The sequence below is a fragment of the Litoribrevibacter euphylliae genome (assembly GCF_042646085.1).
In the GTDB taxonomy this organism is placed as follows: domain Bacteria; phylum Pseudomonadota; class Gammaproteobacteria; order Pseudomonadales; family Litoribrevibacteraceae; genus Litoribrevibacter; species Litoribrevibacter euphylliae.
In genome coordinates this window covers 44,043-69,307 of record NZ_JBHRSZ010000005.1, presented here as the reverse complement: position 1 = coordinate 69,307, position 25,265 = coordinate 44,043, and the positions used below count along the sequence as shown (strand labels likewise).

The window sequence follows — 25,265 nt, the reverse complement described above, 5'->3', positions numbered from 1 at the left end:
ATTTGGTTCAGATCTGTTAAAATTAAATGATGTGATTCACCATAAATTTGTGGCAAGGAAGAGAAAATGACTAACGCATTTAAAAAGACGGCACTTTCGTTGATGACTGTTGCAGCGTTGACTGCGGTGGCTGGTTGTCAAAGTACAACTGTATCTCGTGTAGATACCAATACCGAAGTGGCGTTGACGGATCGCTGGAATGCTACTGATTCCCGTTTGGTATCCGAAGAAATGATTTCAGATATGTTGTCTTTCCCGTGGGCGGCGGATTATGAGCGTCAGAATCCAGGCAAACGTCCGACCGTAATTATTCAGCGTATTCGCAATAAGTCACATGAACATATTGCAGTGGAAACTTTCTCGAATGATCTTAAACGCGCTGTGATCCGCAGTGGTCGTGCGGACTTCGTAGCAGGCGGTTCAGAACGTGATGATGTGCGTTCAGAGCGTCGTGATCAGGAATTTAATGCGCGTACCGATACACAAGTCGCGATGGGTGAAGAAACAGGCGCGCGCTTTGCGTTGTCTGGTTCAATCAACTCCTTTGTAGATTCATTAGATGGTGATCGTGTGACTTCATATCAGGTGGATTTGAAGTTGATTGATATGCTGACTAACCGCGAAGTGTGGAACGGAACTAAGAAGATTCAGAAGTTTCAGGAAAAAAGCAGTTTTGGCTTCTAATCGAAACATGATCCATGAATGCCGAGGGCGAGAGCTCTCGGCATTGTTCGTTTAAGGAAGATAAGAATGACGTTAGTTCGAATAGTTGTCGTGGGGCTGGTGGTTGCTCTGGTGGGGTGTAAATCCTCGCATGTGGTTGCGCCGGCTTCCAGCGAGCAGCGCTTGGAAAGCCAAGGTGCACCAAGTTGGGTGGTCACTCCACCACATGATTCTCAGTATTTGTATGGCGTTGGAAGTGCTGAAATTTATGGCGATAAAGTCAGAGCTTTGCAGCAAGCGGAAGACGTAGCGCGTGGGGATTTGATCAAGCAGTTGAAAGTGAATGTTTCGCAAAGCCTGACTTCCACGACCAATGTGAATAACTCTGTGGTGTCGAAGACCGCAGAAGTCATCGTTAAGAGTCGAGTGCCGGAAACTGAAATGGCAGGTATAGAGCGTTTGGATTCTTTTGAAGATAAGGTGGCTCGCTCTGTGTATGCCTTGGTTCGTTTGGATCGAGTCAAAGCTATTTCTAGCTTACGCCAGGATTTACAGACAATGGAGTTGGATTTGTCCAGGTTTGAGAGGCGAACGTCATCTAATGACTTGATGGAGGACATTAAGTTCTTCTTACCGGCGTTGCCAAAAATCCGTGCTTATCAGTTGAATGCGGATAAGTTGAAGTTGCTGGCAGCAAACGATAAGTCTTCTGGGACCTTGAATTATGATCCTTCAGGATTGCAGCAACGTATTTACGAGATGTTGGGGCGTATACGCGTACGTTTGTATCCAGAGAATGAATTAGCCCGCAGCATGGCAATTGAGCTGGCTGAGCAATTGACTGCTCAGGGCGTTAAAGTCGTTTCTCATGGTGATTTTGAATTGCTGGTGAGCTTTAATCTGTCAAAGATCGATAAGCAAAATCAGGGCACTCAGTTTGTTCTTCTGCAAGGGAATATGAAGGTTAAAGACGATCAAGGTCAGATTCTGAAAGCCTATGGTGTGGATGCTAAAGGCGGTGCTTATGATCAAGACTTAGCCCGTCAAAGGGCGATGAAAAAGATTTCTGATAAAATGGGCAGCGACTTAGTGAAAGGGCTGTTCGAATACTTATAGCGATATTTGAGTTACAAAAAAACCGGGCAAATGCCCGGTTTTTTTTTTGTTATCGGCAACTCAACGAATTGTTGATGTTTTCTCGCGATATTAGTTGTTCATTTCGCGATACTTGGCAATTTCGTCCGCTAGCTCTTCATGACCTTTCTGAGCTTTGAACTGTTGCCATAGAGCACGTTCATTCTTCATAGAGGTTTTAAGTGCTTCTTTAGCTGCTTTTTCAGCCTGCATGTCGTCTAGACCAACCAGCACGTATAGTGTGCCGTCAGGGCTCTTACGGCTCTTATAGACGCGGCTACCAACTAAAGACTCGTCAGTAATCTGCTTGGTTACAGACGTCATTACACGGTCAACAGTCTCAGTATCGCCAGCGCCAGTTGTTTCAACGTATTGTTTTACCATGTTTTGCACATGAACTTTCATACGCTGAGCCAATTGTACTCGTGCGTCAGTGGCTGCCATTTGTTTCATATGAGAATGGCCTGCTGCTGAATGCTGAGAAGAACCAACGGCTGATACTTCAACGCCTTCTACTGGCTCATCACAAATCCAACCAGGTGCCGGGGTATTAGGAGTATCAGGGAAAACACAGTCATAAACAGGTGCGGCAACGGCAACTTGTTGTTGCTGAGTTTCACAACCTGTAAGAGCAACAGTTACTGCTAGTGCTGCACCTAGTGGGAGTAATTTCTTCATCTATCTTTCTCCGTTAACTTGATATGGCTGATTAGGGATAATCAGCGTCCTTTTAATGAAATGGATATCCTAAGTCTAATATAAAAAAGCCTGCAGGGTATAGTGACTTACTGCAGGCTTTTGTTTCTAAATCAGTGATGATTAGAATAGTCGGCGGATGCGAATCGTGCCATTCACTTGTTGTAGTTTTTCTAGTGCCAACTGACTGAAATCGGCTTCAACATCAATTACGACATAGCCTACTTTCTCATTCGTCTGTAGGTATTGGCCGCAGATATTAATGTTGTTTTCTGAGAACACAGTGTTGATCTCAGTAAGTACGCCAGGAATATTCTGGTGGATATGAAGAATACGGTGTTGGCCTGGGTGAGAAGGCAACGCCACTTCTGGGAAATTGACAGAAGAAATAGAAGTACCTGTATCTGAGTACTTAACGAGCTTTTCAGCAACTTCCAGACCGATATTTTCTTGAGCTTCCTGAGTGCTACCACCAATGTGCGGGGTTAGGATCGCATTGTCGAATTCACGCAATGGCGATACAAATTCGTCTGCGTTACCGCGAGGTTCTACCGGGAATACATCGATCGCTGTGCCTAGTAGTTTCTTGCTGGCAAGGGCTTCAGCAAGGGCGTCGATATCAACAACGGTACCGCGAGATGCATTCAGTAGAATGCTCTTTTCTTTCATTGCGTCGAACTCAGCCTTACCGAACATGTCTTTTGTTTCTGGTGTTTCAGGAACATGCAAAGTAACGATGTCAGACATACCGAGCAGTTCGTTTAAGTCACGAATCTGTGTTGCGTTACCCAGAGGCAGCTTAGTGATGGTGTCATAGAAGAACACTTTCATACCCAAAGATTCAGCCAGAACCGACACTTGTGCGCCGATGCTGCCGTAACCAATGATACCTAGGTTCTTACCGCGGATTTCGAAAGAGTCCACCGCGCTCTTCAGCCAGCCACCTCGGTGACACACAGCGTTTTTCTCTGGGATGCCACGAAGCAGCATAATCGCTTCAGCAATCACAAGCTCTGCGACTGAACGAGTATTTGAGAACGGTGCGTTGAATACAACCACACCTTTCTCTGTAGCCGCTGTAAGGTCAACCTGGTTGGTACCAATACAGAAACAACCAACGGCGATCAGCTTTTCTGCTGACTCAAATACTTCTCTAGTTAATTGAGTACGGGAACGAATGCCAACGAAATGAGCATCTTTGATCTTTTCTTTCAGCTCATCCTGAGGAAGTGCGGTTTTTAGATATTCGATGTTGGTGTATCCCGCTTGCTGAAGTGTATCCAGCGCGGATTGATGAACACCTTCTAAAAGAAGAAATTTGATCTTGCTTTTATCAAGAGATGTCTTGGACATGTTTCGTTGACCTTACATAATTTGTCAATCTTTCCCGAGAAATCTCGTGGATCACGAGACGCTCAATTTTGAGGGCACTTATGTTACCATAGGCGCCCGTCAATGGTAGTGGCTTGTGGCAATTTGCTGCATTATTTTGATATGTAAGAGCGATGAGAAAAGCATGAGTACCGTAAGTTCAGAACAAATTATCGAACAATTACAGGCAATTGTGGGCGCTGATAAGGTCAAAACCGATCAGGATTCTTTAGAGCAGTTCGGCAAAGACTGGACAAAAATCTATGAGCCAAACCCATTGGCGATTGTGTTCCCCAAGACTACTGAGCAAGTTCAGGCGGTTGTTAAGCTCGCAAATGAAGCCGAGGTGGCGATCGTGCCATCGGGTGGGCGTACCGGCTTGAGTGCAGGTGCTGTTGCTGCAAACGGTGAGATTGTCGTTGCGATGGATTATATGAATGAGATTCGTAACTTTAACGCAGTCGACCGCACTGTGATTTGTGGTGCTGGGGTGATCACCGAACAACTACAGAACTTTGCAGAAGAGAATGGTTTGTTTTATCCCGTAGACTTCGCCTCTGCGGGTTCAAGCCAGATCGGCGGGAATATTGCGACCAATGCCGGTGGTATCAAAGTAATCCGTTATGGCATGACGCGTGATTGGGTGGCAGGCCTTAAGGTGGTCACTGGTAAAGGTGATGTTCTTGAGTTGAATAAAGATTTGGTCAAAAACAATACCGGTTATGACATGCGCCAGTTGTTTATCGGTGGTGAAGGAACGCTGGGCTTAATCACTGAAGCTACCATGCGATTGGCTCGTCAGCCACTACCGCTTACTGTGCTGGTATTGGGTGTGCCAGAGTTCGAAGCCATTATGAGTGTGTTGAATACCTTCCAGTCGAAAATGGATCTGACAGCGTTTGAATTCTTCTCTGAGAAAGCGATGCAGAAAGTGATCGCTCGTGGTGATGTGCCTCGTCCGTTTGATACCGAAGCGGAGTACTACGCACTGTTAGAATTTGAAAACTTGTCGGATGAAACCGCTGAGTTAGCCATGTCGTTGTTCGAAGAGTGCATGGAGCAAGGTTGGGTGCTTGATGGCGTAATGAGTCAGAGTGAAACTCAAGCGAAGAACCTATGGCGCTTGCGTGAGGACATTTCTGAGACCATTTCTGAATGGACTCCGTATAAAAACGACATTTCTGTTGTGGTTTCGAAAGTTCCACCGTTCCTGAATGAGATTGAATCCATCGTTACTGAGCACTATCCGGATTTTGAAATTATTTGGTTCGGTCACATTGGGGACGGCAACCTTCATTTGAACATCCTGAAACCAGAGGATTTACCGAAAGAAGAGTTCTTTGCGAAATGTAAGGATGTCAGTCGCTGGGTCTTCGAAATCGTTGAAAAATATCAAGGCTCGGTATCTGCAGAACATGGTGTCGGTATGACCAAGAAACATGCGTTGAGTTATACGCGTAGTGACGCTGAGATCGGTTACATGAAGGCATTGAAGTTGGTCTTTGATCCAAACAACATCATGAATCCAGGAAAAGTAATCGATGCTTAAGACGAATGTGACTGAGTATCGACATCAGTGGTTGGGAGGGGAAGAAATTCCTCTTCCAGTGGGTAAGGTGGTGTGTGTTGGGCGGAACTATGCTGAGCATGCGAAAGAACTGAATAATCCGATTCCAACTGAACCTTTGCTTTTTATGAAACCTTCGACTTCGCTAGTGCCTTTTTCGGAATCGATTTCTATTCCTAAAGGTTTTGGCGAAGTACACTATGAATCAGAAATCGCCATCTTGATTGGTAAACGACTCTCGGTTGATGTAGGTGGTCAACTGCCGGATCAAGCAAGTGTTGGAGGTGCCATTGAGGGTGTTGCTGCTTCGCTGGATTTGACCTTACGAGAGCTCCAGTCGGATCTTAAAAGTAAAGGTCAGCCTTGGGAGAAGGCTAAAGCGTTCGATGGTGCGTGTCCGGTATCTCAATTCGTGAAGCCTGAACTAGTTGGTTCCTTGACGGATTTGACGATTGGCTTGGCAATGGACGGTGTTCAAGTGCAGTCTGGTTGTTCAAAGGATATGTTGACACCGATTGTTGAATTACTTCGCTACATCACTCAATTCTTTACGCTGATGCCGGGTGACGTGGTGTTAACTGGTACACCCAAGGGCGTTGGTCAGATACAGCCGGGTCAGCAGTTGACATTACAGCTTGGGGCAGACTTTAGGTTTGATGCCCAAACCGTCTGATTCGGTCGATGTCTTCCAAATGGTGAAAAGCGATTCTTTAATTGTTTTTCGCCTTATTATCTTTCTTCTTTCCTCATGAAATCATTTCTTAGCATATACTCAAAAGAGTGTGTGATGAGGATGTTTTATGCTCTCAGATTTAAGCTCTTGGTGTAGCCCTCCGGATGGCTGTGGTAAAGATATGACCTTGGATCAGCCTCCGGTGTCGTACTTTCGATGTGACCAAAAAGGTGGATCAGCAGTCTTATTGACCTTTGATGCTCAGGAAGGCACGGTGACTTTATTTGAGGGCGGAAAGAAGCGAACGGATCTGCTCTCTGATTACCGAGCGATCGTTTTTTCTGATCCTCTCCTTGATGTTGATTCTGATGTCGAGCAGGAAGCTCGCTGTTATGAGTTTGTGTTCTCAGATAAGGAAGTATTCGTTAGTCGCGCAATCGCGGTTATGGAGTGTGAAGGTGTGCTTCATGTTTTTCGGGTGCATGATGACAATGTTTATCGGGTCATAATTCCTCGGACGCACTTACATCAATACCATGAGAAAACCTCAACAAGCCCGGTAGTGGGTGAGAAGTTGCAAAGCATAAGCGTACCTATCACTTCTCGATCCCAGCTGGGTGAAATGTTACGAGGAGGGCTACTGCCTACACGACGAAATATTCTTGATCAAATGAGGCATAACGAGAGCCTTACTGAGCAAGAATATTCCCAGCTAAAAATTGAGTTTCAGGGCAATCATAAAGATACTGACGTCATTCAGTATTTACTTTCATCTGGCGTATATGCCGAACCGGCTATCCAATTTGCCAGAGCTCAATCCATCGGGTTGCCTTATGTCGAGGTGGATCAATTAGAACCGGATAAAAAAGCGATTGCGTTATTTGATGAAACCACTGCGCGGAACTTACATATTTTCCCCATTATGTTTCATAAAGACCGGGTTGTGGTGGCGATGATTAATCCTGCCGATTATGGCGTAATGACACAATTGCGTTTCTTAGTTGGAAAGGACATCGAGCCAGTTGTAACCAATGAAAGAGCGCTGCGTCACGCGATAGATAATTTATATAGTCCATTATCTTCGGATGAAATTTTTATTCAGGCAGAGGCCTCTGTTGAACCTGATGTTGTTCATGATGGAGGAACCCCAGAAACGGACTCAGATCAAGGGTCCGACAAGCCTACCGTGCGTCTGGTGGCAAATATTTTATCCGACGCGATCAATAAGAAAGCATCAGATATTCATATAAGGCCTCAAGAAAAACATGTGGATCTTATCTTCAGGATCAATGGGTCTTTGATTACGATCAAGCGATTCTCTCGTTCTATGCTCTCTTCGCTTGTAAGCCGAATTAAAATTATTGGGCAGATGAATGTTGCTGAGCATCGCTTGCCTCAAGATGGCCGGACACATCTTAAGCATTCTGGAAAAGACGTCGATCTCCGTATTTCAATTTTACCCAGTGTGTACGGTGAAAGTGTTGTAATGCGGATCTTGGATACCTCTGCTGGCTTGAAAGGCATGGATGAAATTGGTTTTTCAGAGTCGGATCAAGAGAAGTTTGCACATTTGATTAACCGTTCCTCAGGAATGATATTGGTAACAGGGCCTACGGGCTCGGGTAAAAGTACTACGTTATATGCAGCACTTAAGGAAATATCAAAGCGCAATGTGAACGTCATTACGGTGGAAGATCCGGTTGAATATCATATGCCTGATATATTGCAGGTTCAGGTTAAGTCTAAAATTGATATGACGTTTGCTCGAGTGTTGAGGCAGATGTTAAGGCATGACCCGGATGTCATCATGGTTGGTGAGATTCGTGATCGTGAAACAGCGCTCATCGCCTCTGAAAGTGCTCTGACGGGCCATATTGTGCTATCTACTCTTCACACTAATAGTGCCAGTTTGACCATCAGCCGCTTGCTGGAAATGGGAATAGAGCCCTACATGATTAATTCCAGCTTGGCTGCAGTTTTGGCTCAGCGACTGGTGAGGACAAATTGCCCGCATTGCTCCGAAGAGTACCGACCCGATCCTGCCATGTGTGATCTGATGAATGTATCTCATGATGATGTCTTCTATAAAGGCAAGGGATGCGTGGATTGTATGCAGACCGGTGTGTTGGGACGTCGAGCTGTCTATGAGTTACTGCAAATTGGCAGTGAGATGCGCCGTCTTATAGTGAGTGATCCAAACCCTGTTCAATTGGAAGAATTAGCTCGCAAGGAAGGCATGAAGCCTTTGACCGAGTGCGCAGTTGATTTGGCTAAGCAAGGTGTGATCTCGCTCGATGAAGCTTATCGAGTTCGTTTAGAGTGATGTTTTCTGGATAAATGTCGGTCGTTGAATAAGTCTTTTGTTGGATGATTTATGTGCTGTATGCTCTTTATAGTGAATTATGAGAGTTGTACTTAATATCTGAATTCAGACTAATACTTTATTTAAGGAAGGCTTATGACTAAGACATGCTTAATAACGGGCGCTAGTCGAGGGATTGGTCGGGCGCTGGCGTTAGAAATGGCCAAGCAAGATTATATGCTGGCTTTGACTGCTCGTGATAAGTCGACACTGGAATCCGTTAGAGACGAAATTGTTAGTGTTCTTCCAAGTGCTCATGTAGAAATACATGCTCTTGATGTAACAAATTATGAGCAAGTTTTTAAGGTGGTTGAGGCAGTTGATGCTTCTTTAGGTGGACTGGATTTAGTTGTTGCAAATGCAGGTATCAGTGTCAGTCGGCCTGTTGGCGTCGGGGCATTTGAAGAGCATAAATCGGTTATTGAAACTAATGTACTTGGTTTGATGGCAACAGCCGAGGCGATTATTCCTACCTTTAAAGAGCGTAACCAAGGGCAGTTTGTGGCTATTTCCTCCGTTGCTGCATTTCGTGGACTACCAAAACACTCTTCTTATTGTGCCTCTAAAGTGGCTGTAAAAAGCTATATGGAAGCTCTGTCCGTGGAATTAATAGGAACGAAGGTAAAGACGACAACGTTATTTCCAGGCTACATCGATACGGACATTAATCGTCATATGGCGAGCCGTCCATTCTTGGTTCCTGTCGAAGAGGGGGCGAAGGAAATCCTGAATTTAATTCAAAAAGAAATTAAATCCTCAACGGTTCCGAGAAAACCATGGAGTGTCGTCAGTCAGCTTATGAAAGCAGTGCCTGAGTCAGTTTTGGCAAAAATGAGTTGATAGGGAGTTTGATGCTTCGCAAATACCTTAATGGTTATGATTTAAAGCTAATGGCTTAAAGGCGGTAAAATAAAAAAGGCACCCGAAGGTGCCTTTTTGCTCTAATTTTCCCTTAAGGGAAGGATTAGAATGCAGCGCCAACAGCTACTTCAAGAACTACGTCATCGCTGTCGTCGTACTTGCTGTCGAAATCAAGCTCTGCTTGAACATAAAGCATGTCATTGATGTCTTTGTTAACACCGAATGCGATACGATCTTCAACGCCTTCACCAACTTGGTCTGCTTCTTCAGTTGTTTCATAAGAAGCAATCAGTGTGTAGTCGTTCATAGTGTATTCAGCACCAAGATGTAGGAATGAAACATCTTCGTCGTTCACTTCATCAGACAGCCAGTTGTATTCTGCAGCTAGAAGGATGTTGTTAAGTGTAGCTGTACCACCAACAGAGAATGCGCCAGTATTTGGAGCACCATCTACAGAGCTGATGTAGCCAAAATGAGCAGAGAACATGTCTGCTTCATAATCTACAGAAGTACCGAAGTTTTGTAGATCGTCTTCACTTCCACCGTTTTCAGTATGCTCTGCGCCATTAGTGATGTAGATGGTTGAAGAGATAGGGCCGCCAGAAATTTTAGCACCGTACATCTCGTCACCGTCATGGTCAACTAGAGTATCGTTAAGAGTATCGTTCCACTTTGAAGTCGCTTTTTGGAAGCCGATGTAAGTGTCATCATGCTTTGCGAATAGAGTGTAGTTGTCATTTAGCTTGTAGTTGATATAAGCGTTATCAACTACTTCACCTGTTTGGTCATCGCCGTAATCCAATGCAAAACCAGCAGTAACAGGGCCGTTCGAAGCTTCTACTTCAAGCCAAACAGTATCAAGATATAGGTTTGAAGAGCTACCAGTGTCATCGTTATCAGTGTAGTTACCAGCAAAGATAACTTCACCGCTTAACGTTACTTCGGTATCGCCAGTTTGCATAGTACCCGCATGAACCGCACCTGCAAGAGAAGCTGCTGCGATCGCTGCTGCAAGACGTGTAAATTGTGCCATAGTGTTTTCCTTTTACTTACGTTAAAAATCCAAGTCAACCTTCATTGGTTGTGCCAGTAACCTATGGGGTTAAGCTAAGCAGACATTGTGCCAGTTCTTATCCCTAAGATTGCGGGCGTCCTGAAAATTATTATTAAGATAACTGCACCGATAATTAACACTTACTTATCGGTATATGTCAATAATTGGTGCTTAAGTTACCCATTTATTAATTTCGTAGTGTAGTCATAGTTTTTCATTTGTCGAGTTAGAAAGCAAAAAAAATAAGTTACTTTATGTTATACCGATAACTGGTTGTTTATACGATAATTTATGGTCTGGTTGGGGGCGGTGCTTTTTTGTTAACTAATCTCGCCATTTTGCATTCATATTCTGATAAACTTAGCGACCACTTTTTTATAGGCTTTAGTATGAATTGCTTATGTCCAGTCGTGTTTCTGCAACCGTAAATCTGTCGGCTATTTCTCATAATTTAGATGTAATTCAACAGGCTGCGCCTCAGAGTTGTGTATTGGCTATGGTCAAGGCTGATGCTTATGGTCATGGTGCCGGGGAAGTGGCTCGTGTGATTGAGCCTCGTGTTGGTGGTTTTGGTGTGGCAACGCTGGATGAAGCTGATGTGCTGCGAAGTGTTGGCATTGTGGCCCCTATCGTCTTATTAGAAGGCTTTAATTTTTCTCATGAGTTAGCTATTGCCAAAGAGTTGAAGTTGGATCTGGTGATCCATAATTTAATTCAGTTAACTGAACTCGTAAACGATGGTGCAGAGGGTATTCCTCGGATTTGGCTAAAGTTGGATACAGGAATGCACCGTTTAGGCTTTTCTTCAAAAGATTGGAAGAAAGCATTATCTGTGCTGACTGACGCTCATTTACCTGTTGAGTCGGTCGTTATGACACATATGGCATGTGCTGATGAGATTGGTCATGAGCAGAATCAACTTCAAGAACAATGCTTTGAGGAAATGAGTCGAGGCTTACCTTTCCCGTGTTCTATTGCCAATTCAGCCGTTATTCTTTCCCGACCTGACTTGCACCGTGATTGGGTGCGACCAGGGATTATGTTGTATGGAGTGTCTCCTTTTGGTGCAGGTCAGTTGGTTGATTCTTTGAAGCCTGTGATGACTCTTCGTGCTTCGGTGATTGCGTTGCGGGATGTCGAGGAAGGCGAGTGGATCGGCTATGGTGCAACGTATCAATGCTCTACTCCGAAGAAGATCGCTACTGTTTCTTTAGGTTATGGTGATGGCTACCCTCGTTCTGCGCCGTCAGGTACGCCTTGTTATTTGAACGGTGTATACACCGAACTGGTTGGTAGAGTCTCTATGGACATGTTGACTGTCGATGTGAGTCATATCCCGGATGTTGCTCTGGGTGATCAGGTCGAGTTATGGGGTGAACACGTTCCTGTTGAGCAGGTAGCAGCGCACTGCGGCACGATAGGCTATGAATTGCTGACAGGTTTAACCAATCGAGTGGCGTTTCATTATGTGCGTTAATGAAATTCTGTCGTGTTGTTGGGTGTTTAAGGCATGAGTCACCTTGACCGAAACTTTGATGACATTGCTGAGCATTTCCAAAAGAAAATCTATGGTTCTCAGAAAGGGCATATCAGGCTCTCTCGGCTATGGAGTGATTTTCAAAATTACTTGCCTGAGCTATTTTCATTATCGAATTTGTCGGTACTGGATGCTGGTGGTGGTTTTGGACAGTTAAGCTTTGAATTGGCTAAGACTGGTCACAGTGCTGTGCTTTCTGATATTTCTCAAGAAATGTTATTGTTGGCCAAACAATCCCATCAAGAAAATATGAGTGAATCTGAGCTTAATGGTTCAATTGACTATATTCATGCGCCGATACAGGAATTGAATCAACACATTTCTCCTACTTCTTTTGACTTTGTGATGTGTCATGCGGTGCTTGAATGGGTTGTGGATCCGAAGGATGTACTTACTGATGTAATACATTTCTTAAAACCAGGCGGATGGTTCTCCTTTACGGTGTATAACAAAAGTGCGGTGTACTTCAGAAATCTTTTAAAGGGTAACTTTCGCTGGGTAGACCGGTGGATGGAACAAATGGAAGACCCTGATGCTGACCCGGCGCTGACTATGATTAAAGGTCGTAGTTTGACACCGCCAGGTCCAATTCATCCTGATACAGTGGAGGCTTGGCTGTTAGAATTGGATTGTCAGTTAATTAAGCGAACGGGCGTGCGAGTATTGGATGATTATTTGAATAAGCACTTAACCAAAGGGCACTCTCAAGAAGACATTCTGGAAAAAGAAGCGTATTTTGGGATTCGAGCTCCCTATAATAAAATGGGTCGATACGTTCATTTTATAGGAAGAAAGTTATAGTAAGGCGATGAATTCCGTATTGGGAGTTTATTCTGTTGTATACGATTAAGAACTGTTGGTGCTTGAGATTCGATGCCCAAAGAACTAAGGTATCGCTCAATCTTTTTCCGATCATAATAACGATTAAACGGTCATCTTTTGAGTTTGCTCTTTAGAAACATAATGCCTGGCTTGGCCTGTAAAGGTGGGCTAATCTCTTTTTGTTGCTATCTTGCTGCCTTAAGCATAATTGGCCTCTTTTTTACGTTTAATCACGCTCAGGCCGCTTCTGACTTTTTTCCTCGGCTGGATTTGGCTGGCCTGGATCGCGTGAGCGATCAACAAATCTCTGAAAACTTGTACGTCTATAAAGATATTGAAGGGCAGGCCAGTCTAGAGGAAGTTCTACTTTCTTCGCTGGAATGGCAAAGCCAGGTTAAAGGCGAATTGAGCGCTGAATTGCCCGTCGCTTGGCAGACTGTTGATCATAACCCTCCAAACTTTGGTTACTCTTCTTCCGTTTACTGGTTTCACTTGCCTTTACTGAATGCTGCGCACTTTGGATCTGAGTGGGTCGTAGAGGTGGCTTATCCCGTATTGGATTATGTGGACTTATATGTTGTTAAAGACGGAGATGTTCAGAGCTTTTATAAGTTAGGTGATAAGCAGCCTTTTTCTAACCGAGTGTTTGAGCATAGAAACTTTCGGATCCCTGTCACCTTATCGCCCCTTGATCAAGTCGATATTTATATTCGTGTGAAGACCAGTAGTGCCGTTCAAGTACCTGTCCGATTATGGGGGTATGGCGGGGTTATGAAGCATGATCAGCTAGATGTTCTGATTTTAGGCGTTTACTTTGGGTTACTGGTGGTAATGGCACTATATAACGCCTTGATCTTCTTAACCGTGCGCCAGAAAAGTAATCTCTATTATGTGCTCTACGTGGTGAGCTATGGACTCTTTCAGGCGTCCTTAATCGGTCTTGCTTATCAATATATATGGCCTTCGGGTATTCATTGGAATGATCAGAGTATTCTGGTGAGTTTGGCTTTGTCTTTGGTGTTTGGCACCATGTTCATTCGCTCTTATTTGGATTTACGACTTAGTTCGCCAAGACTTGAGTTGTTTTATCGTGCCGCCACTTGGTTAGGGTTGGTGTGCATCTTCCTATCTTTTGTTCTTTCCTATGACTTTATGATTCGGGTGATGGTCTACTCAAGTACAATTATTTGTCTGGGTGCTATGGCTGGTGGTTTGTATTTATGGCGTTCGATTGGTCGATCAATCCAGTATTTCACGTTAGCTTGGTTATTTTTATTTGCTGGTGGTTTGATATTGGCGTTGAATAAATTTGGTATCTTGCCTAGGAATCTATTTACTGAGAACGCCTCCCTTTATGGTTCGGCTGTACAAGTGATTCTGCTGTCGATGGCCTTGGTTGAGCAAATCAATATGGAGCGTAAAAAGCGATTTGCTGCACAGCAGCGAGCTATCGTTCAAGAGAGATTGGCGCGAGAAGCTCAAGAGCATGCCTTAACACTTCAACGCCAAGATAATGAGCGTTTGGAGCAGCGAGTGCTTGAGCGTACAGCAGAGCTTGAAGCGTTGAATGATAAGCTTCAAGAACTGACGATTCGAGACAGCTTGACCAGTTTGTATAACCGTCGTTATTTGGATATGAAGGCGGAAGAGGAATATAAGCGTGCTCAGCGTGACAGAAACGCCTTAGCAGTATTAATCATGGATCTGGATAACTTTAAGCAGATTAATGACTGTTATGGCCATCAATTTGGTGATGCTTGTTTAGTGGCTACCGCAAAAGTGCTGAGTGATAATGTTCAGCGAACTTCTGATACCGTTGCCCGTTATGGCGGTGAGGAATTTGTCGCTATTCTGCCAGGGGCTTCCAAAGAAAAGGCGCGGTACTTGGCTGAAATGATTCGCTTGAATATCATGTCACTTGAGATGATGTTTGAAGGCAAGCGAGTTCCCTTGTCGATGAGTATCGGTTTTGTATCGACCAAACCGAAAGAGGCGGGCCGATATGAAGAGCTCATTAAATTGGCCGATGAAGCTTTATATCAGGCAAAAGACGAAGGCCGGAATCGGGTGATTGGCGCTAACGAGTCTTAAGAGATCGCTGAAATAGCCATGAGTTTAGATTGAATATGGCTTCAAGAGTACAATGGATGAAAGAAAGCGATTGTAAGCTAAGCCAAATTTACTACAATGCGAGTATCTTACTTAGGAGCTCAACATGAACTGGTACGCCGTTAAAACGCTATATCGCACCTTCACCGATGGATTTGTGGAAAATCCAGATGAGGATTTTCGTGAAGATTTGGATATGCTCGAAGAGCGGATTGTTCTTTTAAGAGCAGATTCATTTGATGATGCCATTGAGCAGGCTGAGCGAGAGGCTCGTGAATATGCGCGTGTTGAGCAGACTAATCCATATGGGCAGCGTATTTGTATCAATTATATCGAAGCCTGTGACGCCTATATGTTGGGTGAAGCGCCTTCAGAGTCAGTGGAAGTCTTCAGTAGTACCTCGCTGATTAACCGTGAGACTTCGGATTCTGAAATCATGGATATGCGCTTAGGCGCAGTGTCAGATGATGACGAGCGTTTCAGTAAAAAGTTCTTAAGTCAGGAATTTGAATCAGAGGGTAATGACGACGATATCATCAATACCATTGATGAGGAGTGGTAGTCAGTAAGCTCTGCTAGTTTCTTTTAAGTGCTTTGTTCTCTATTGTGTAAGAGCACTTCCTCAGGCTGGTTGACGTAAGGACGCAATGTGTTTCACTTGTCGCTCAATCAGCTGATCGTAACTGTCTTCTAAGCTGCTCACTTGATATACCAGTAAACTCTGTTGAGTGCCTAGGCTGTAAGGTCCTTTGCATATCACCTTGTTTTCCAGTTCTGGCTCTTTTCTCGCCTGTTCACTGAGTAATATTTGCCCTGGTTTTGCCAGGCTAGCCAATTGCGCGGCCTCAAAAATGACATCTCCGAAGATTGCCATTGACGCTTGTTCTGGCGTATCAAAACAGAATACTTCACCTGAATGAATGGCAATTTGGAACTTGAGTAATGGTTTGGAGAGGGATAGCCGTTGTTGATTGTAGTTATTCAATAAACGGTATAAAAAACTTGCCGCGCAGACGGCGTGTAAACAGTGATCGTTCATTTTTTGGGGGGCGCCAAAGATGATTGTTAACCCGTTTGCTTGTACTTGAACGAAACCATTATAGAGCTTGGCAGCTTGCTGTAATAAATTGACGTACTCTGAGATTAGGCGTGCACTGTCGCGTTTGGATAATGTTGAATTGATATTCTCGAGTCCAAGCGCTTTTACGTACAGCACGGAAGAATACCGGGCTCGGACAGAAAGCTCGTTAGTTTCTGATTCTTTGGCGGCCTGATGTAGCGCCTGGGGATTCAAAAGTTGACTTAGGTTGTTATCTAATTCTTGTTGATCTAAAAGTTTTTGCTGAAATAGCACCACTTCATTCTCGAGCGGTTTAAGCTCTAAGAAACTGCTCTTATAGCTGTCTTCTCGTTGAGGTGACTTAATGCGATGAGCTAATGAAGTCACTTTCATTTCATAGATATGAAACAAAGAGCGCATCAAAATAATGCCAAGAATCCATACCGCCACGGAAATTAATATGATTTGGCTGGTGGTTTGATTGAGGATTTCCTCGATTGCATTTGTTGATAAAACGACAGTGACGCTGCCCAAAGTTGTGTCATTGGCGGTAATTTCGGATGAGCTGGTCACTCGTTTCGAGATGCTAGCCACGTTTTTTCGATTGGCGTATGCCAGAATTTCTTGAGAAGGGCTGTAGAAGGTGATGCTGTCCAGTTGCCGTTTATCAATGCTCTCTTGTGCATAAACTTGAAGGCTCAGACGATCATTGGTCTGGATCAGCGGGCGTGCAGTTTGAGCTGCTTGTTCGGCGGTAGTGGTGACAATCGAACGGTATTGATGAATTAAATCTGATCGGACATGAATGTCCAGTTGGTTCCAGGTTAACCAGCTGGTAACGCTCAGTAAGACGGTAAATAAAAGTACAAAGATGGTATGTAGCGACTTGAGTTTTGAAACGACTGCGGAGAAAAACTGTTTCACGGCTGAGTACACACTAAAATGAAAGGCTATAGTTATAATTGTTGTCGGAAATACAGGATTTGCATAACTGAGATTGGAAAAAACCAGTATATCGTGGGAGCGTATTAAATAGAATAAGAGCCTCTTATTTTCTATCGGACTCTGTTAACATTCGAACCTGAAATTTTTCATACTAAACGTCCATTTTAACGACGGCATTTCATACAGGTTTTGTAGTGAAAGAAATTATTCTGATCAACTTATCCGGTCCGGATAAGCCGGGAGTTACTTCTTCTGTAACAGCCCTTCTCGCTAAGCATAACGTAAATATTCTAGATATTGGTCAGGCTGTGATACATAACACACTTGCCTTAGGTATTTTGGCTGAGTTTTCGGGAGCTGATTCTTGGCCTGCATTAAAAGAGGTGTTGTTCTGCGTAAATGAAATGGGGATGCAATCGCGTTTCTCACCAGTCTCAGCAGAAAGTTATCAGGAATGGGTGTCTGACAAGGGGAAAGATCGTCACATTGTTACCTTGTTGTCCCGAAAGATTACCGCTGAGCATATTGCACGGGTTTCGTCGATTATTGCTGAATTCGGTTTGAACATCGATAACATCAGTCGTTTGTCCGGGCGCATTGGACTGAATGACAGCCGTGAACGAGAGAAAGCCTGTGTTGAACTTTCGATTCGAGGCGATGCGGAAAATGTTCCTGACTTGAAAGCGAAGTTTTTGGAAGTGTCAGCTGAACTGGAATTGGATATCGCAGTTCAAAAAGACGATATGTACCGTCGGACGCGTCGTTTAGTGTGCTTCGACATGGATTCCACACTTATTGAAGCCGAAGTGATCGATGAGTTAGCAAAGGAAGCGGGGGTTGGCGAGCAGGTTGCTGAGATCACTGAACTGGCCATGCAGGGCGAGATCGATTTTGATGAAAGTTTTAGGCGCCGGGTTGCATTGCTTAAAGGGCTGGACGAGTCGGTATTGGCGTCGATTGCGGATCGTTTGAAGTTGACTGAAGGGGCTGAGCAATTACTCAGTGCGTTAAACACTCTGGGCTATAAAACCGCCATTCTTTCGGGTGGCTTTACTTATTTTGCTCGTCATTTGCAGAAGAAGTTAAACATTGACTATGTTCATGCCAACGAGTTGGACATTAAAGATGGCAAGGTTACAGGCGACGTTACCGGTACGATAGTCAATGGCGATCGTAAAGCTGAATTGCTTAAAGAAATTGCTGAGCGTGAAGGTATTGTTCTTGATCAGGTGATTGCGGTTGGTGATGGTGCCAATGATTTACCTATGCTCAGTGTGGCTGGTTTGGGGGTTGCTTTCCGAGCGAAGCCTCTGGTTCGTAAGACCGCAAAGCATGCCATATCTAACTTAGGCTTAGATGCAATTCTTTACCTAATCGGAATGCGTGATCGAGACGAAGTGCACCTGTAAGGTAAGGTTAAACATTAAAAAAGCACCGATGGGTGCTTTTTTAATGTCAGTTATAACAGACTTGATGATGTAGGGTGACTTTAGAGGCTCCCTAGATGTCACCGCCAAAGTCATAGTCCATAGTGTTGGACGGTGCTTGTAGAAAGTACCCTTGGATATAATTTACCCCAGTTTGCCACAGTTGAGCCAGCGTCGAGGCACTTTCAATCATTGGTACAATAGACAGCTTTCCTTGTCCTTGGATGGTGTTGATCATATCTGTCAGCTCTTCGAAGCCTTCATCGCTCTTTTCGATTTGAGACGTATAAGAGCCGTCAATTTTGATGTACTCAAGCACAAGGTGTTTCAGAGTGTTGTACGGATTTGTGGCGCATCCAAAATGACTGATTGATACTTTACACTTCAGCTCGGCAAGCTTCTGGGTGAACTCTTTCGCTTGTTTCAAATGGGTAATGGCGTCTTCTTCAGCAATTTGGAAAACGATGGCGTCATTTGGTAATCGCGCGGCGCGTAATGCTTTACTGATCCATGAAGGTAATGTCGGTTCAAGTAAACTGGCGGCTGTAATGTTAATGAAGAGCACAGTGTGGTGACCTTTGGCTAAATGCGCACTTAACAGTTTAATGCTGTTAATGATCACCCACTTATCCATCGCCAGAGACATGCCGTGGAGATTGGCTGCTTTTAGGAATTCACCTGGTTCAACGTCGTTACCATCTTCATCAACCATGCGAATCAAAGCTTCATAGATTTCGCGAGAATCTCCTCTGAGACTGATGATTGGTTGGAATAAAACTTTTAAACGGTTATCTTCAATGGCTTGCTTAAGTTCTTCCGCCATTGCGCTCTCGCCAGAAAGTTTTGGCTTCTCTGGCACATAAAGCTCAACCACGTTTCCTTTTTCTTCGGCATTCGCTCGTGCTTTTACTACGGTGTCTGTGGCGCGAGTGAGAATTTCATTGGCACTGGTCGTGGTTTCATTAATGGGAACCAGTGAGATACTTGTGGTGACTTGAATCGTGCGATCGTTAACTTCTGAGAGATGATCTTCAATAGTTTGTCGTAAGGCTTCTGCATCTTCCTTACACTTATCTATGTCGGACTGTGGATACAAAAGGCCAAAATCATCGTCACCAATTCGTGCGCACAAGCATGAATCTCCGAGCTTGCTCTGAATAACCTGGGCTATGTCGCTTAGGATAATATCGAGGTCGGAAACGCTCACGCCAACGCTGGCAGTTGTGAAGTTATCCAGTTCAACGTACATAAAAGCAGAAGGTTGATTATGCTGAATGGCTCGTGAGCACGCGCTTTCAAGTTGTTCTGACAAGTGATTACGATTGTAGAGACCGGTTAGCAGATCCTGACTACTGATCTCTTTTAACTTGGCTTCTAGCTTCTCGTTGTCTTGATCCGGACGAATAATGACTTGGGTACAATGCTCGTTATCATAGGTGGCATCAGTAAACTCCATGATGACTTTAACATCGCTGTCGTCTGAACGAGTAACCAAACAATGGAATTCTTGTTTCGATGGATCGGTGCGATATTCTTTTAGGAATTGTTTGAATTCATCTTGGTTATTCGATGCCACCAAATCAATGATAGGGATGCAGGCAAGTTCGTCGGGATCGTCATAGTCGAACAGGTGCATGTAGGCATCATTGCTATAAATGTGCATGCCCTCATGAACGTAAGCAATCGCATCTTTTGAATTGGCGAGCAGTAAATTACAGCGCTTTTCCGCATCCTTGAGATTAATTAGAGTACTTCTTAGTTCTCTACGGTATGCGAGACTTTGTAGTTCTTTTTTGATAACGGGAAGAAGGTGATCAGAATCTTCACGCGGTGCCAAAGCGGATGCGCCATTCATCATGACTTCAACAACGCGTTCTGCTGAATACTCGTCTGTGATGATTACGCAGGGAATGTCTTTATCCTGTTTGAAGATTTCATCTATCGCATCATTGTAGGGGAGTGATTCGGCTTCATAGCGTGCAATCATTAAATCCCAGTGACCAGAATTGATGAGTTCTGAAAAAGTGTCTATAGAGTCGACGTACTCGGCACGGGTTGCGTGGCCAGAGTTTCGTAAATAACTGACCATGAGCTCGGCATCATTTTGAGAATGATCCAAAAGCAATAATTTTATGGTTTGATCAAACTTAATCTCGCGCATGTAGTGTCTAACTTAGTCCTAGTCGTTTTCTGTCCCGAAATTGACGCAGAATCATAACATGAATCGGTGGTGATGCTTCTAGAGGTTCGGCCACAGAGAATCAAAGTCATCGCCCAGTGGGGAAGATGATTTGGTTGTATTTGGTTTGTCGATATTGATGTTTGAGCTAGTAGATTTTAGTTGGAACTGATTAAAACTAGCCGTTGCTGTTAAGCGTTTGTTCAGTTGATATTGAGAGGTTTTTCCAGCCAGATTGACCATTACCTTATTGCCTACTCTGAAAGGCAGTCTAGGCGCGATAATCGACATAGGTTTGCCGATAGCTGCCAGTTCAGGGAGAAGCAGAGCGTGTAAAAACTCTGACATCGATCCGCTTTTTTGAATTAACCGAATAGCGCAAGGCGATGCAGACGGAGCCAGCAGTTCGACTCCCATCATAGTTCCTTTGTTGTTTATATGGCGTATCCAGCGGACAACCGCGATGCTCCAGCCTTGATGTTGGTTTTCTCTTAGAGCAATGATTTCACCCGACTGAGCCTTTAAGGGAACATCTGAGCTCCAGCGTAGACAGTAACCGCCAGGGCTGGTGTCCAAAGTTTCGATGACATGAATCGGTGCCTGGTGTTTTCGGATTCTTTCTCTTTCTTCTTCTGCGACCTGATTCGGCATGAAGTTAATGCTGCCCATGCCAACATCACCAAGCGAGGGCATTTTACCTCCGCCGGCATCAAAGGCGCTGGACCAAGCGTCGGTACCATTACCGACCCCGGATTGTTGGGATCTGCCGTGTAAAAAGGGATTTTCTGTGCCGCCGAGAACCACGGTTTCAACGTCTTGCCCAAGTTGTTCGTGTAGCGTTCGTTCTCCTGCTAAGTGAAAGTGCACAGACGCTAGGCCAATCAATAGTTCCATGGTGCCTTGTGCTGGTGCACGTGCAAACCCGCGTTCGGTCATGCGCCCCCAGGAAATCGTTAAATGCTGGAGTAGATTAGGCCCTATATCGTTAGGAATCTGAATGAAAAACTCGTCAGTTTTTTCCGGTAGGCTACTTTGGCGATTCAGTAAATCCACCAAGTGCTGCGTTTCTATGCCTCTCTGGGTGTCTTTATTGGAACTATTGGCTTTGATTCGATATATCGGAGGACAGTCTTCCGCAAGCAAAGCTACAAACAGTGCGTGCTTTTCGTCCGGAGCACAAACTTTTACCTGATCTACCCAAAATTCAAGCGCATCATAGGCTTTGAGTAGTTCTTGTTGTCGGATTTGGTTGGGCTTAGCGGTACCCAGCAAACAAATTCTCAGATAAGCATCTTCAATGGTTGAGTTTTCAAGTTTGCTGTTTGGCTTGTCGATGACTTTGTAATTCAGCAGACCTTTGCTTTCTGCCAGCAAGTAGAGTTGATGAATCTCTGTCCAGGTGTTGGCGGGTGTAGGTCGGTACAGTTGGTACGCGCGAACAATGGTGCGACCGAGATCCGAAATGGCTCTGTGTATACAAAAGGTCAGTAGTTTTCGATGCTTTTCACTGTTGGAAAGCTCGAGGCCTTGAGCGATGGCTATTTTGTAACCCGCTGCTAAATGAGACTGCAGGGCTTGAGCAAGATTGGCAATTTTGAGTGGCTTTTCCGGCATCACCACCGGTTGTTGCAGGTAATGTTTTCCTAGTGCGCGACAGATAAAGTAAATGGATGGGCGCAATAACTCCAATAACTGATAACGGACTTGAGGTGTTAAGTGTAAGCGGTTTAATTCAATGATGGCATGATATAAGCGTTTGGAGGTTTCACCTATGTTGGTCATAGGTAATCCGTCAACCCATGCTTGAAGACTTCGAACATTCGCGTCACAGAATGTTAATTGCGTCAGATCCTGTTCCGGGATGTTTAGCTTTATTGATTTTGGTGCACTCATGCCTAAGAACCAAGTATTCGCTTAACTGGAAACCTAAGTATAGTTTTATAATTCATGTTGGCTTAAAAATATTTCAACACAAACTTTTATAACCGCTTACGCTTTGTTTCAAGTTGCCCGAATGACAGTAAATTATTGTTATTGATATTACTTGATAATACCTTAAGAGCTAGGAATATCAACCAGTTAAACTAAGCCGGTAAAGTACGTTCAGGTCATTTTATAGGCTTTTTATAGGGGACTTCAGGCAGCTCTCGAACCAACTTTGGAACCAAGTAGCCTGAGGTGTGTTCCATCAGAGTATGAATTAATTTTAAAGCGTCTTCTTCTGGTACATCAAAGTGTTGGCTGCCTTGCACTTTATCCAGCACGTTTAGGTAATAGGGAAGAATGCCCGCCTGAAACAGTTTCTTGCTTAATAAAAGCAGAGTATCTAAGTCGTTATTGATGCCTTTGAGCAGCACCGCTTGATTTAACACCAGGCTTTTCGTGGTTTTTAAGCGTGTCACTGCGGCCGTGAATTCATCATTGATTTCACTGGGGTGATTGATGTGCATAACAAAAGTAATGGGTAAGCGGCTGGCGTTAATCCAGTGCAGCATGTCGTTATTTATTCGTGAAGGAATCACAACGGGTAAGCGTGTATGTACTCTTAATCGTTCAAGGTGTGAAATGTTATTTAGACGGCTAACGATTTGTTGTAACTGTTTGTCGTTATTGACCAGCGGATCACCGCCACTAAGAATCACTTCATCAATTTCGGTGTGATCTTCGATATACGTGATGATACGATCCAGCTGATGAGTACTCAGACGATTTTCCTGATAGGGGAAATGACGACGAAAACAGTAGCGACAGTTTACGGCACAGGCCTGAGCCCCAATAAGCAGTACCCGGTTTTTGTACTTGTGGATAAGTCCGGGAACCGGGTTAGCGTTTAACTCTTCTAACGGGTCGGTTGAGAAACCAGGGTGGTCTGCTTCTTCCTCAATAACAGGAAGTACTTGCAGTAAAAGCGGATCGGTTGGGTTGCCTTTTTGCATTCGATTTACAAAGGAAAGCGGGACTCTCAACGGAAATTGATGAATTGCTGCATCACTGAGGTTTAATTTCGAAGGATCTAACTCTAGAATATGCAGCAATTGATGAATCGACTCGATCGCGTTGGATAATTCGTGTTTCCATTGAGGCCGAGAGTCAAAGTCCGATTGGATCAGTTTCATTTTTACAACCAAATACAAAATAGAGCGAGTACGTATGGCGTCTTATTCTACCAATGATTTTCGTTCGGGTCTTAAAGTAATGTTGGATGGCGACCCTTGTGCCGTCCTTGAGAACGAATATGTAAAGCCTGGTAAAGGCCAGGCATTTAACCGAGTTAAGCTTCGTAACCTGAAATCTGGTCGAGTATGGGAGCGTACTTTCAAATCAGGCGAGTCTCTGGAAGCGGCGGATGTAATGGATATCGACATGGAATATCTGTACACCGATGGTGAATTCTGGCACTTCATGTTGACCGATGGTTCTTTTGAACAGCATGCGGCTGACGAGAAAGCGGTAGGTGAAACCATCAAATGGTTAAAAGAGCAGGATATCTACACTGTGACTTTGTACAACGGTGAGCCATTGAACGTATCGCCACCTAACTTTGTTGAGTTGGAAGTGACCGAAACTGACCCAGGTCTGAAAGGGAATACCGCTGAAGGTGGAAGCAAGCCTGCGACGTTAACCACAGGTGCTGTGGTTAAAGTGCCTTTGTTTGTGAATATCGGCGATAAGCTAAAAGTGGATACTCGAACTGGCGAATACGTTTCACGCGCATAGTTTGGAGCAATGAGATGTAGTTATTACATCTTAATCCAGAGAAGGTGGCCTAGGCCGCCTTTTTTGTTTCTACAGGATGAAAGTTTGGAATAAACGATGGTCGAAAATACATGGCAGGCGAGCGCCTCTTGGGAGGGGTTACAGCAAAGAGCGAAAACCTTATCCGAGATTCGCAGTTTCTTTTTCGAAAGAGACGTTTTGGAGGTGGATACTCCTGTGCTTATGCGCGGAGCAACCACTGATTTGCATTTGGATTCCATTGCTGCAGACGTTGATGTTGCGGGCGAAAAGGAAACCCTGTACTTCCAAACTTCTCCTGAGTTTGCATTGAAACGCTTGGTGGCTACGCATCATCGCAGTGTCTTTCAAATTGCGAAGGCGTTTCGAAATGGAGAGGCGGGGAGTCGCCATAATCCTGAATTTACGATGCTTGAATGGTATCGACCTGGTTTGAGCTTTCAGCAGCTGATGGATGAAGTTGCTGAACTGGTTGGTAGCTTGTTGTTGTTATCCCAAGTCTCCTATCATTCTTACCGCTCTCTTTTTAAACAGTATTTGAATCTTGATCCTTTCGCTGCCTCTCTTGATGTTCTTCGACGTGCTTGTATCGAACACACCGGGTGTGACATGAGTGATGAGCCATTGGAGTCGTGTTTGGATCTGTTGATGAGTCATTCGATTGAACCAAGCTTGGGGCAGGATGAATTAACCTTTGTCTATGACTTTCCGGCTGGCCAAGCGGCGTTATCCAAAGTGGCTGAGGTCGATGGTGTTTTAGTGGCCAAACGGTTCGAGCTGTATGTCTCAGGTGCAGAAATTGCGAATGGTTACGATGAACTTTTGAATGCACAAGAGCAGACGCGACGTTTTGAACAGGATAATGAGGCTCGAAAAGCGTATGGTAAGCCAGAATTACCTTGGGATAAAAAGTTGGTCGCTGCGTTAGACGCTGGGCTGCCTGAATGTAGTGGTGTTGCGTTGGGAATCGAACGGTTGTTGATGGTGCGATATGGCTATCAAAACATATCGGAGGTAATTGCCTTTCCGTATGCCAGAGTTTAATGCCTTCGATTCAAAGGCATTAAACC

General features: G+C 44.4%; 20 protein-coding genes. 13 read left to right on the top strand and 7 right to left on the bottom strand.

The window, feature by feature from the left end:
* The first annotated feature begins 66 nt into the window (after positions 1-66).
* Both ACFOEK_RS13135 and ACFOEK_RS13130 read left to right on the top strand, forming a co-directional pair.
* On the top strand, positions 67-684 hold the full coding sequence (locus ACFOEK_RS13135) for a penicillin-binding protein activator LpoB (RefSeq protein WP_386721677.1): 618 nt from the start codon (positions 67-69) through the stop codon (positions 682-684).
* A gap of 66 nt (positions 685-750) precedes the next feature.
* Positions 751-1,779 carry an LPP20 family lipoprotein gene (locus tag ACFOEK_RS13130; RefSeq protein WP_386721675.1) on the top strand — a complete coding sequence of 343 codons (1,029 nt, stop codon included), beginning with the start codon at positions 751-753 and terminating at the stop codon, positions 1,777-1,779.
* 90 nt (positions 1,780-1,869) lie between these two features.
* Here ACFOEK_RS13130 and ACFOEK_RS13125 read toward each other — a convergent pair whose 3' ends face one another.
* Both ACFOEK_RS13125 and serA read right to left on the bottom strand, forming a co-directional pair.
* Positions 1,870-2,475: an LPP20 family lipoprotein gene (locus tag ACFOEK_RS13125; protein WP_386721673.1), complete on the bottom strand. Its 606-nt coding sequence runs from the start codon at positions 2,473-2,475 to the stop codon at positions 1,870-1,872.
* Between the two features lie 141 nt (positions 2,476-2,616).
* A complete protein-coding gene (gene serA / locus ACFOEK_RS13120; protein WP_386721671.1) occupies positions 2,617-3,846 on the bottom strand; it encodes a phosphoglycerate dehydrogenase in 1,230 nt (409 codons plus the stop codon).
* A 163-nt stretch (positions 3,847-4,009) separates the two neighbouring features.
* Here serA and ACFOEK_RS13115 point away from each other — a divergent pair, with 163 nt between their 5' ends.
* The 4 genes from ACFOEK_RS13115 to ACFOEK_RS13100 all read left to right on the top strand — a co-directional run bounded on the left by ACFOEK_RS13115 (position 4,010) and on the right by ACFOEK_RS13100 (position 9,306).
* Positions 4,010-5,413, top strand: a complete 1,404-nt coding sequence (locus ACFOEK_RS13115; RefSeq protein WP_386721669.1) for an FAD-binding oxidoreductase — start codon at positions 4,010-4,012, stop codon at positions 5,411-5,413.
* A complete protein-coding gene (locus tag ACFOEK_RS13110; protein WP_386721667.1) occupies positions 5,406-6,104 on the top strand; it encodes a fumarylacetoacetate hydrolase family protein in 699 nt (232 codons plus the stop codon). The genes ACFOEK_RS13115 and ACFOEK_RS13110 overlap by 8 nt, the downstream gene beginning before the upstream one ends.
* Positions 6,105-6,231: 127 nt before the next feature.
* Positions 6,232-8,427 carry a GspE/PulE family protein gene (locus tag ACFOEK_RS13105; RefSeq protein ID WP_386721665.1) on the top strand — a complete coding sequence of 732 codons (2,196 nt, stop codon included), beginning with the start codon at positions 6,232-6,234 and terminating at the stop codon, positions 8,425-8,427.
* Between the two features lie 135 nt (positions 8,428-8,562).
* On the top strand, positions 8,563-9,306 hold the full coding sequence (locus ACFOEK_RS13100) for an SDR family NAD(P)-dependent oxidoreductase (protein WP_386721663.1): 744 nt from the start codon (positions 8,563-8,565) through the stop codon (positions 9,304-9,306).
* A gap of 124 nt (positions 9,307-9,430) precedes the next feature.
* On the opposite strand, the gene ACFOEK_RS13095 is transcribed toward ACFOEK_RS13100, so the two are convergent.
* Entirely contained in the window at positions 9,431-10,360 is a 930-nt protein-coding gene (locus ACFOEK_RS13095; protein WP_386721661.1) for a hypothetical protein, read from the bottom strand.
* A gap of 421 nt (positions 10,361-10,781) precedes the next feature.
* On the opposite strand from ACFOEK_RS13095, the gene alr reads away from it, so the two are divergent.
* The 4 genes from alr to ACFOEK_RS13075 all read left to right on the top strand — a co-directional run bounded on the left by alr (position 10,782) and on the right by ACFOEK_RS13075 (position 15,411).
* The gene (gene alr / locus ACFOEK_RS13090) at positions 10,782-11,858 is read left to right on the top strand and encodes an alanine racemase (protein WP_386721660.1); all 1,077 of its coding nucleotides are present in this window, start codon (positions 10,782-10,784) and stop codon (positions 11,856-11,858) included.
* Between the two features lie 33 nt (positions 11,859-11,891).
* Entirely contained in the window at positions 11,892-12,719 is an 828-nt protein-coding gene (locus ACFOEK_RS13085; RefSeq protein ID WP_386721658.1) for a methyltransferase domain-containing protein, read from the top strand.
* A 309-nt stretch (positions 12,720-13,028) separates the two neighbouring features.
* A complete protein-coding gene (locus tag ACFOEK_RS13080) occupies positions 13,029-14,831 on the top strand; it encodes a sensor domain-containing diguanylate cyclase (RefSeq protein ID WP_386721656.1) in 1,803 nt (600 codons plus the stop codon).
* Between the two features lie 124 nt (positions 14,832-14,955).
* Positions 14,956-15,411 carry a DUF4288 domain-containing protein gene (locus tag ACFOEK_RS13075; RefSeq protein WP_386721654.1) on the top strand — a complete coding sequence of 152 codons (456 nt, stop codon included), beginning with the start codon at positions 14,956-14,958 and terminating at the stop codon, positions 15,409-15,411.
* Positions 15,412-15,471: 60 nt separating this feature from the next.
* Here ACFOEK_RS13075 and ACFOEK_RS13070 read toward each other — a convergent pair whose 3' ends face one another.
* Positions 15,472-16,833, bottom strand: a complete 1,362-nt coding sequence (locus ACFOEK_RS13070) for an adenylate/guanylate cyclase domain-containing protein (protein ID WP_386721652.1) — start codon at positions 16,831-16,833, stop codon at positions 15,472-15,474.
* A 215-nt stretch (positions 16,834-17,048) separates the two neighbouring features.
* Between ACFOEK_RS13070 and serB the strand changes: the two genes are divergently transcribed.
* Positions 17,049-18,263, top strand: a complete 1,215-nt coding sequence (gene serB / locus ACFOEK_RS13065) for a phosphoserine phosphatase SerB (protein ID WP_386721650.1) — start codon at positions 17,049-17,051, stop codon at positions 18,261-18,263.
* Between the two features lie 91 nt (positions 18,264-18,354).
* On the opposite strand, the gene ACFOEK_RS13060 is transcribed toward serB, so the two are convergent.
* The 3 genes from ACFOEK_RS13060 to epmB all read right to left on the bottom strand — a co-directional run bounded on the left by ACFOEK_RS13060 (position 18,355) and on the right by epmB (position 23,576).
* Complete coding sequence (locus tag ACFOEK_RS13060) at positions 18,355-20,442, bottom strand: EAL domain-containing response regulator (RefSeq protein ID WP_386721648.1); 2,088 nt, start codon at positions 20,440-20,442, stop codon at positions 18,355-18,357.
* A 78-nt stretch (positions 20,443-20,520) separates the two neighbouring features.
* Positions 20,521-22,353 (bottom strand): GTPase, encoded by a 1,833-nt coding sequence (locus ACFOEK_RS13055; RefSeq protein WP_386721646.1) that lies wholly within the window; start codon positions 22,351-22,353, stop codon positions 20,521-20,523.
* Between the two features lie 215 nt (positions 22,354-22,568).
* Positions 22,569-23,576: an EF-P beta-lysylation protein EpmB gene (gene epmB / locus ACFOEK_RS13050; RefSeq protein WP_386721644.1), complete on the bottom strand. Its 1,008-nt coding sequence runs from the start codon at positions 23,574-23,576 to the stop codon at positions 22,569-22,571.
* 34 nt (positions 23,577-23,610) lie between these two features.
* Between epmB and efp the strand changes: the two genes are divergently transcribed.
* Positions 23,611-24,177 carry an elongation factor P gene (gene efp / locus ACFOEK_RS13045; protein ID WP_386721642.1) on the top strand — a complete coding sequence of 189 codons (567 nt, stop codon included), beginning with the start codon at positions 23,611-23,613 and terminating at the stop codon, positions 24,175-24,177.
* 96 nt (positions 24,178-24,273) lie between these two features.
* Positions 24,274-25,239 carry an EF-P lysine aminoacylase EpmA gene (epmA, locus tag ACFOEK_RS13040; RefSeq protein WP_386721640.1) on the top strand — a complete coding sequence of 322 codons (966 nt, stop codon included), beginning with the start codon at positions 24,274-24,276 and terminating at the stop codon, positions 25,237-25,239.
* Positions 25,240-25,265 lie beyond the last annotated feature (26 nt).

What these genes read in the sequence shown, in the direction of transcription:
- ACFOEK_RS13100 (WP_386721663.1), top strand. Translation starts at nt 8,563, where the DNA reads ATGACTAAGACATGCTTAATAACGGGCGCTAGTCGAGGGATTGGTCGG.
- ACFOEK_RS13115 (WP_386721669.1), top strand. Translation starts at nt 4,010, where the DNA reads ATGAGTACCGTAAGTTCAGAACAAATTATCGAACAATTACAGGCAATT.
- ACFOEK_RS13110 (WP_386721667.1), top strand. Translation starts at nt 5,406, where the DNA reads ATGCTTAAGACGAATGTGACTGAGTATCGACATCAGTGGTTGGGAGGG.
- efp (WP_386721642.1), top strand. Translation starts at nt 23,611, where the DNA reads ATGGCGTCTTATTCTACCAATGATTTTCGTTCGGGTCTTAAAGTAATG.
- ACFOEK_RS13125 (WP_386721673.1), bottom strand. Translation starts at nt 2,475, where the DNA reads ATGAAGAAATTACTCCCACTAGGTGCAGCACTAGCAGTAACTGTTGCT.
- ACFOEK_RS13105 (WP_386721665.1), top strand. Translation starts at nt 6,232, where the DNA reads ATGCTCTCAGATTTAAGCTCTTGGTGTAGCCCTCCGGATGGCTGTGGT.
- ACFOEK_RS13135 (WP_386721677.1), top strand. Translation starts at nt 67, where the DNA reads ATGACTAACGCATTTAAAAAGACGGCACTTTCGTTGATGACTGTTGCA.
- epmA (WP_386721640.1), top strand. Translation starts at nt 24,274, where the DNA reads ATGGTCGAAAATACATGGCAGGCGAGCGCCTCTTGGGAGGGGTTACAG.
- epmB (WP_386721644.1), bottom strand. Translation starts at nt 23,576, where the DNA reads ATGAAACTGATCCAATCGGACTTTGACTCTCGGCCTCAATGGAAACAC.
- ACFOEK_RS13060 (WP_386721648.1), bottom strand. Translation starts at nt 20,442, where the DNA reads ATGCGCGAGATTAAGTTTGATCAAACCATAAAATTATTGCTTTTGGAT.
- ACFOEK_RS13075 (WP_386721654.1), top strand. Translation starts at nt 14,956, where the DNA reads ATGAACTGGTACGCCGTTAAAACGCTATATCGCACCTTCACCGATGGA.
- alr (WP_386721660.1), top strand. Translation starts at nt 10,782, where the DNA reads ATGTCCAGTCGTGTTTCTGCAACCGTAAATCTGTCGGCTATTTCTCAT.
- ACFOEK_RS13085 (WP_386721658.1), top strand. Translation starts at nt 11,892, where the DNA reads ATGAGTCACCTTGACCGAAACTTTGATGACATTGCTGAGCATTTCCAA.
- ACFOEK_RS13130 (WP_386721675.1), top strand. Translation starts at nt 751, where the DNA reads ATGACGTTAGTTCGAATAGTTGTCGTGGGGCTGGTGGTTGCTCTGGTG.
- ACFOEK_RS13055 (WP_386721646.1), bottom strand. Translation starts at nt 22,353, where the DNA reads ATGAGTGCACCAAAATCAATAAAGCTAAACATCCCGGAACAGGATCTG.
- serA (WP_386721671.1), bottom strand. Translation starts at nt 3,846, where the DNA reads ATGTCCAAGACATCTCTTGATAAAAGCAAGATCAAATTTCTTCTTTTA.
- ACFOEK_RS13095 (WP_386721661.1), bottom strand. Translation starts at nt 10,360, where the DNA reads ATGGCACAATTTACACGTCTTGCAGCAGCGATCGCAGCAGCTTCTCTT.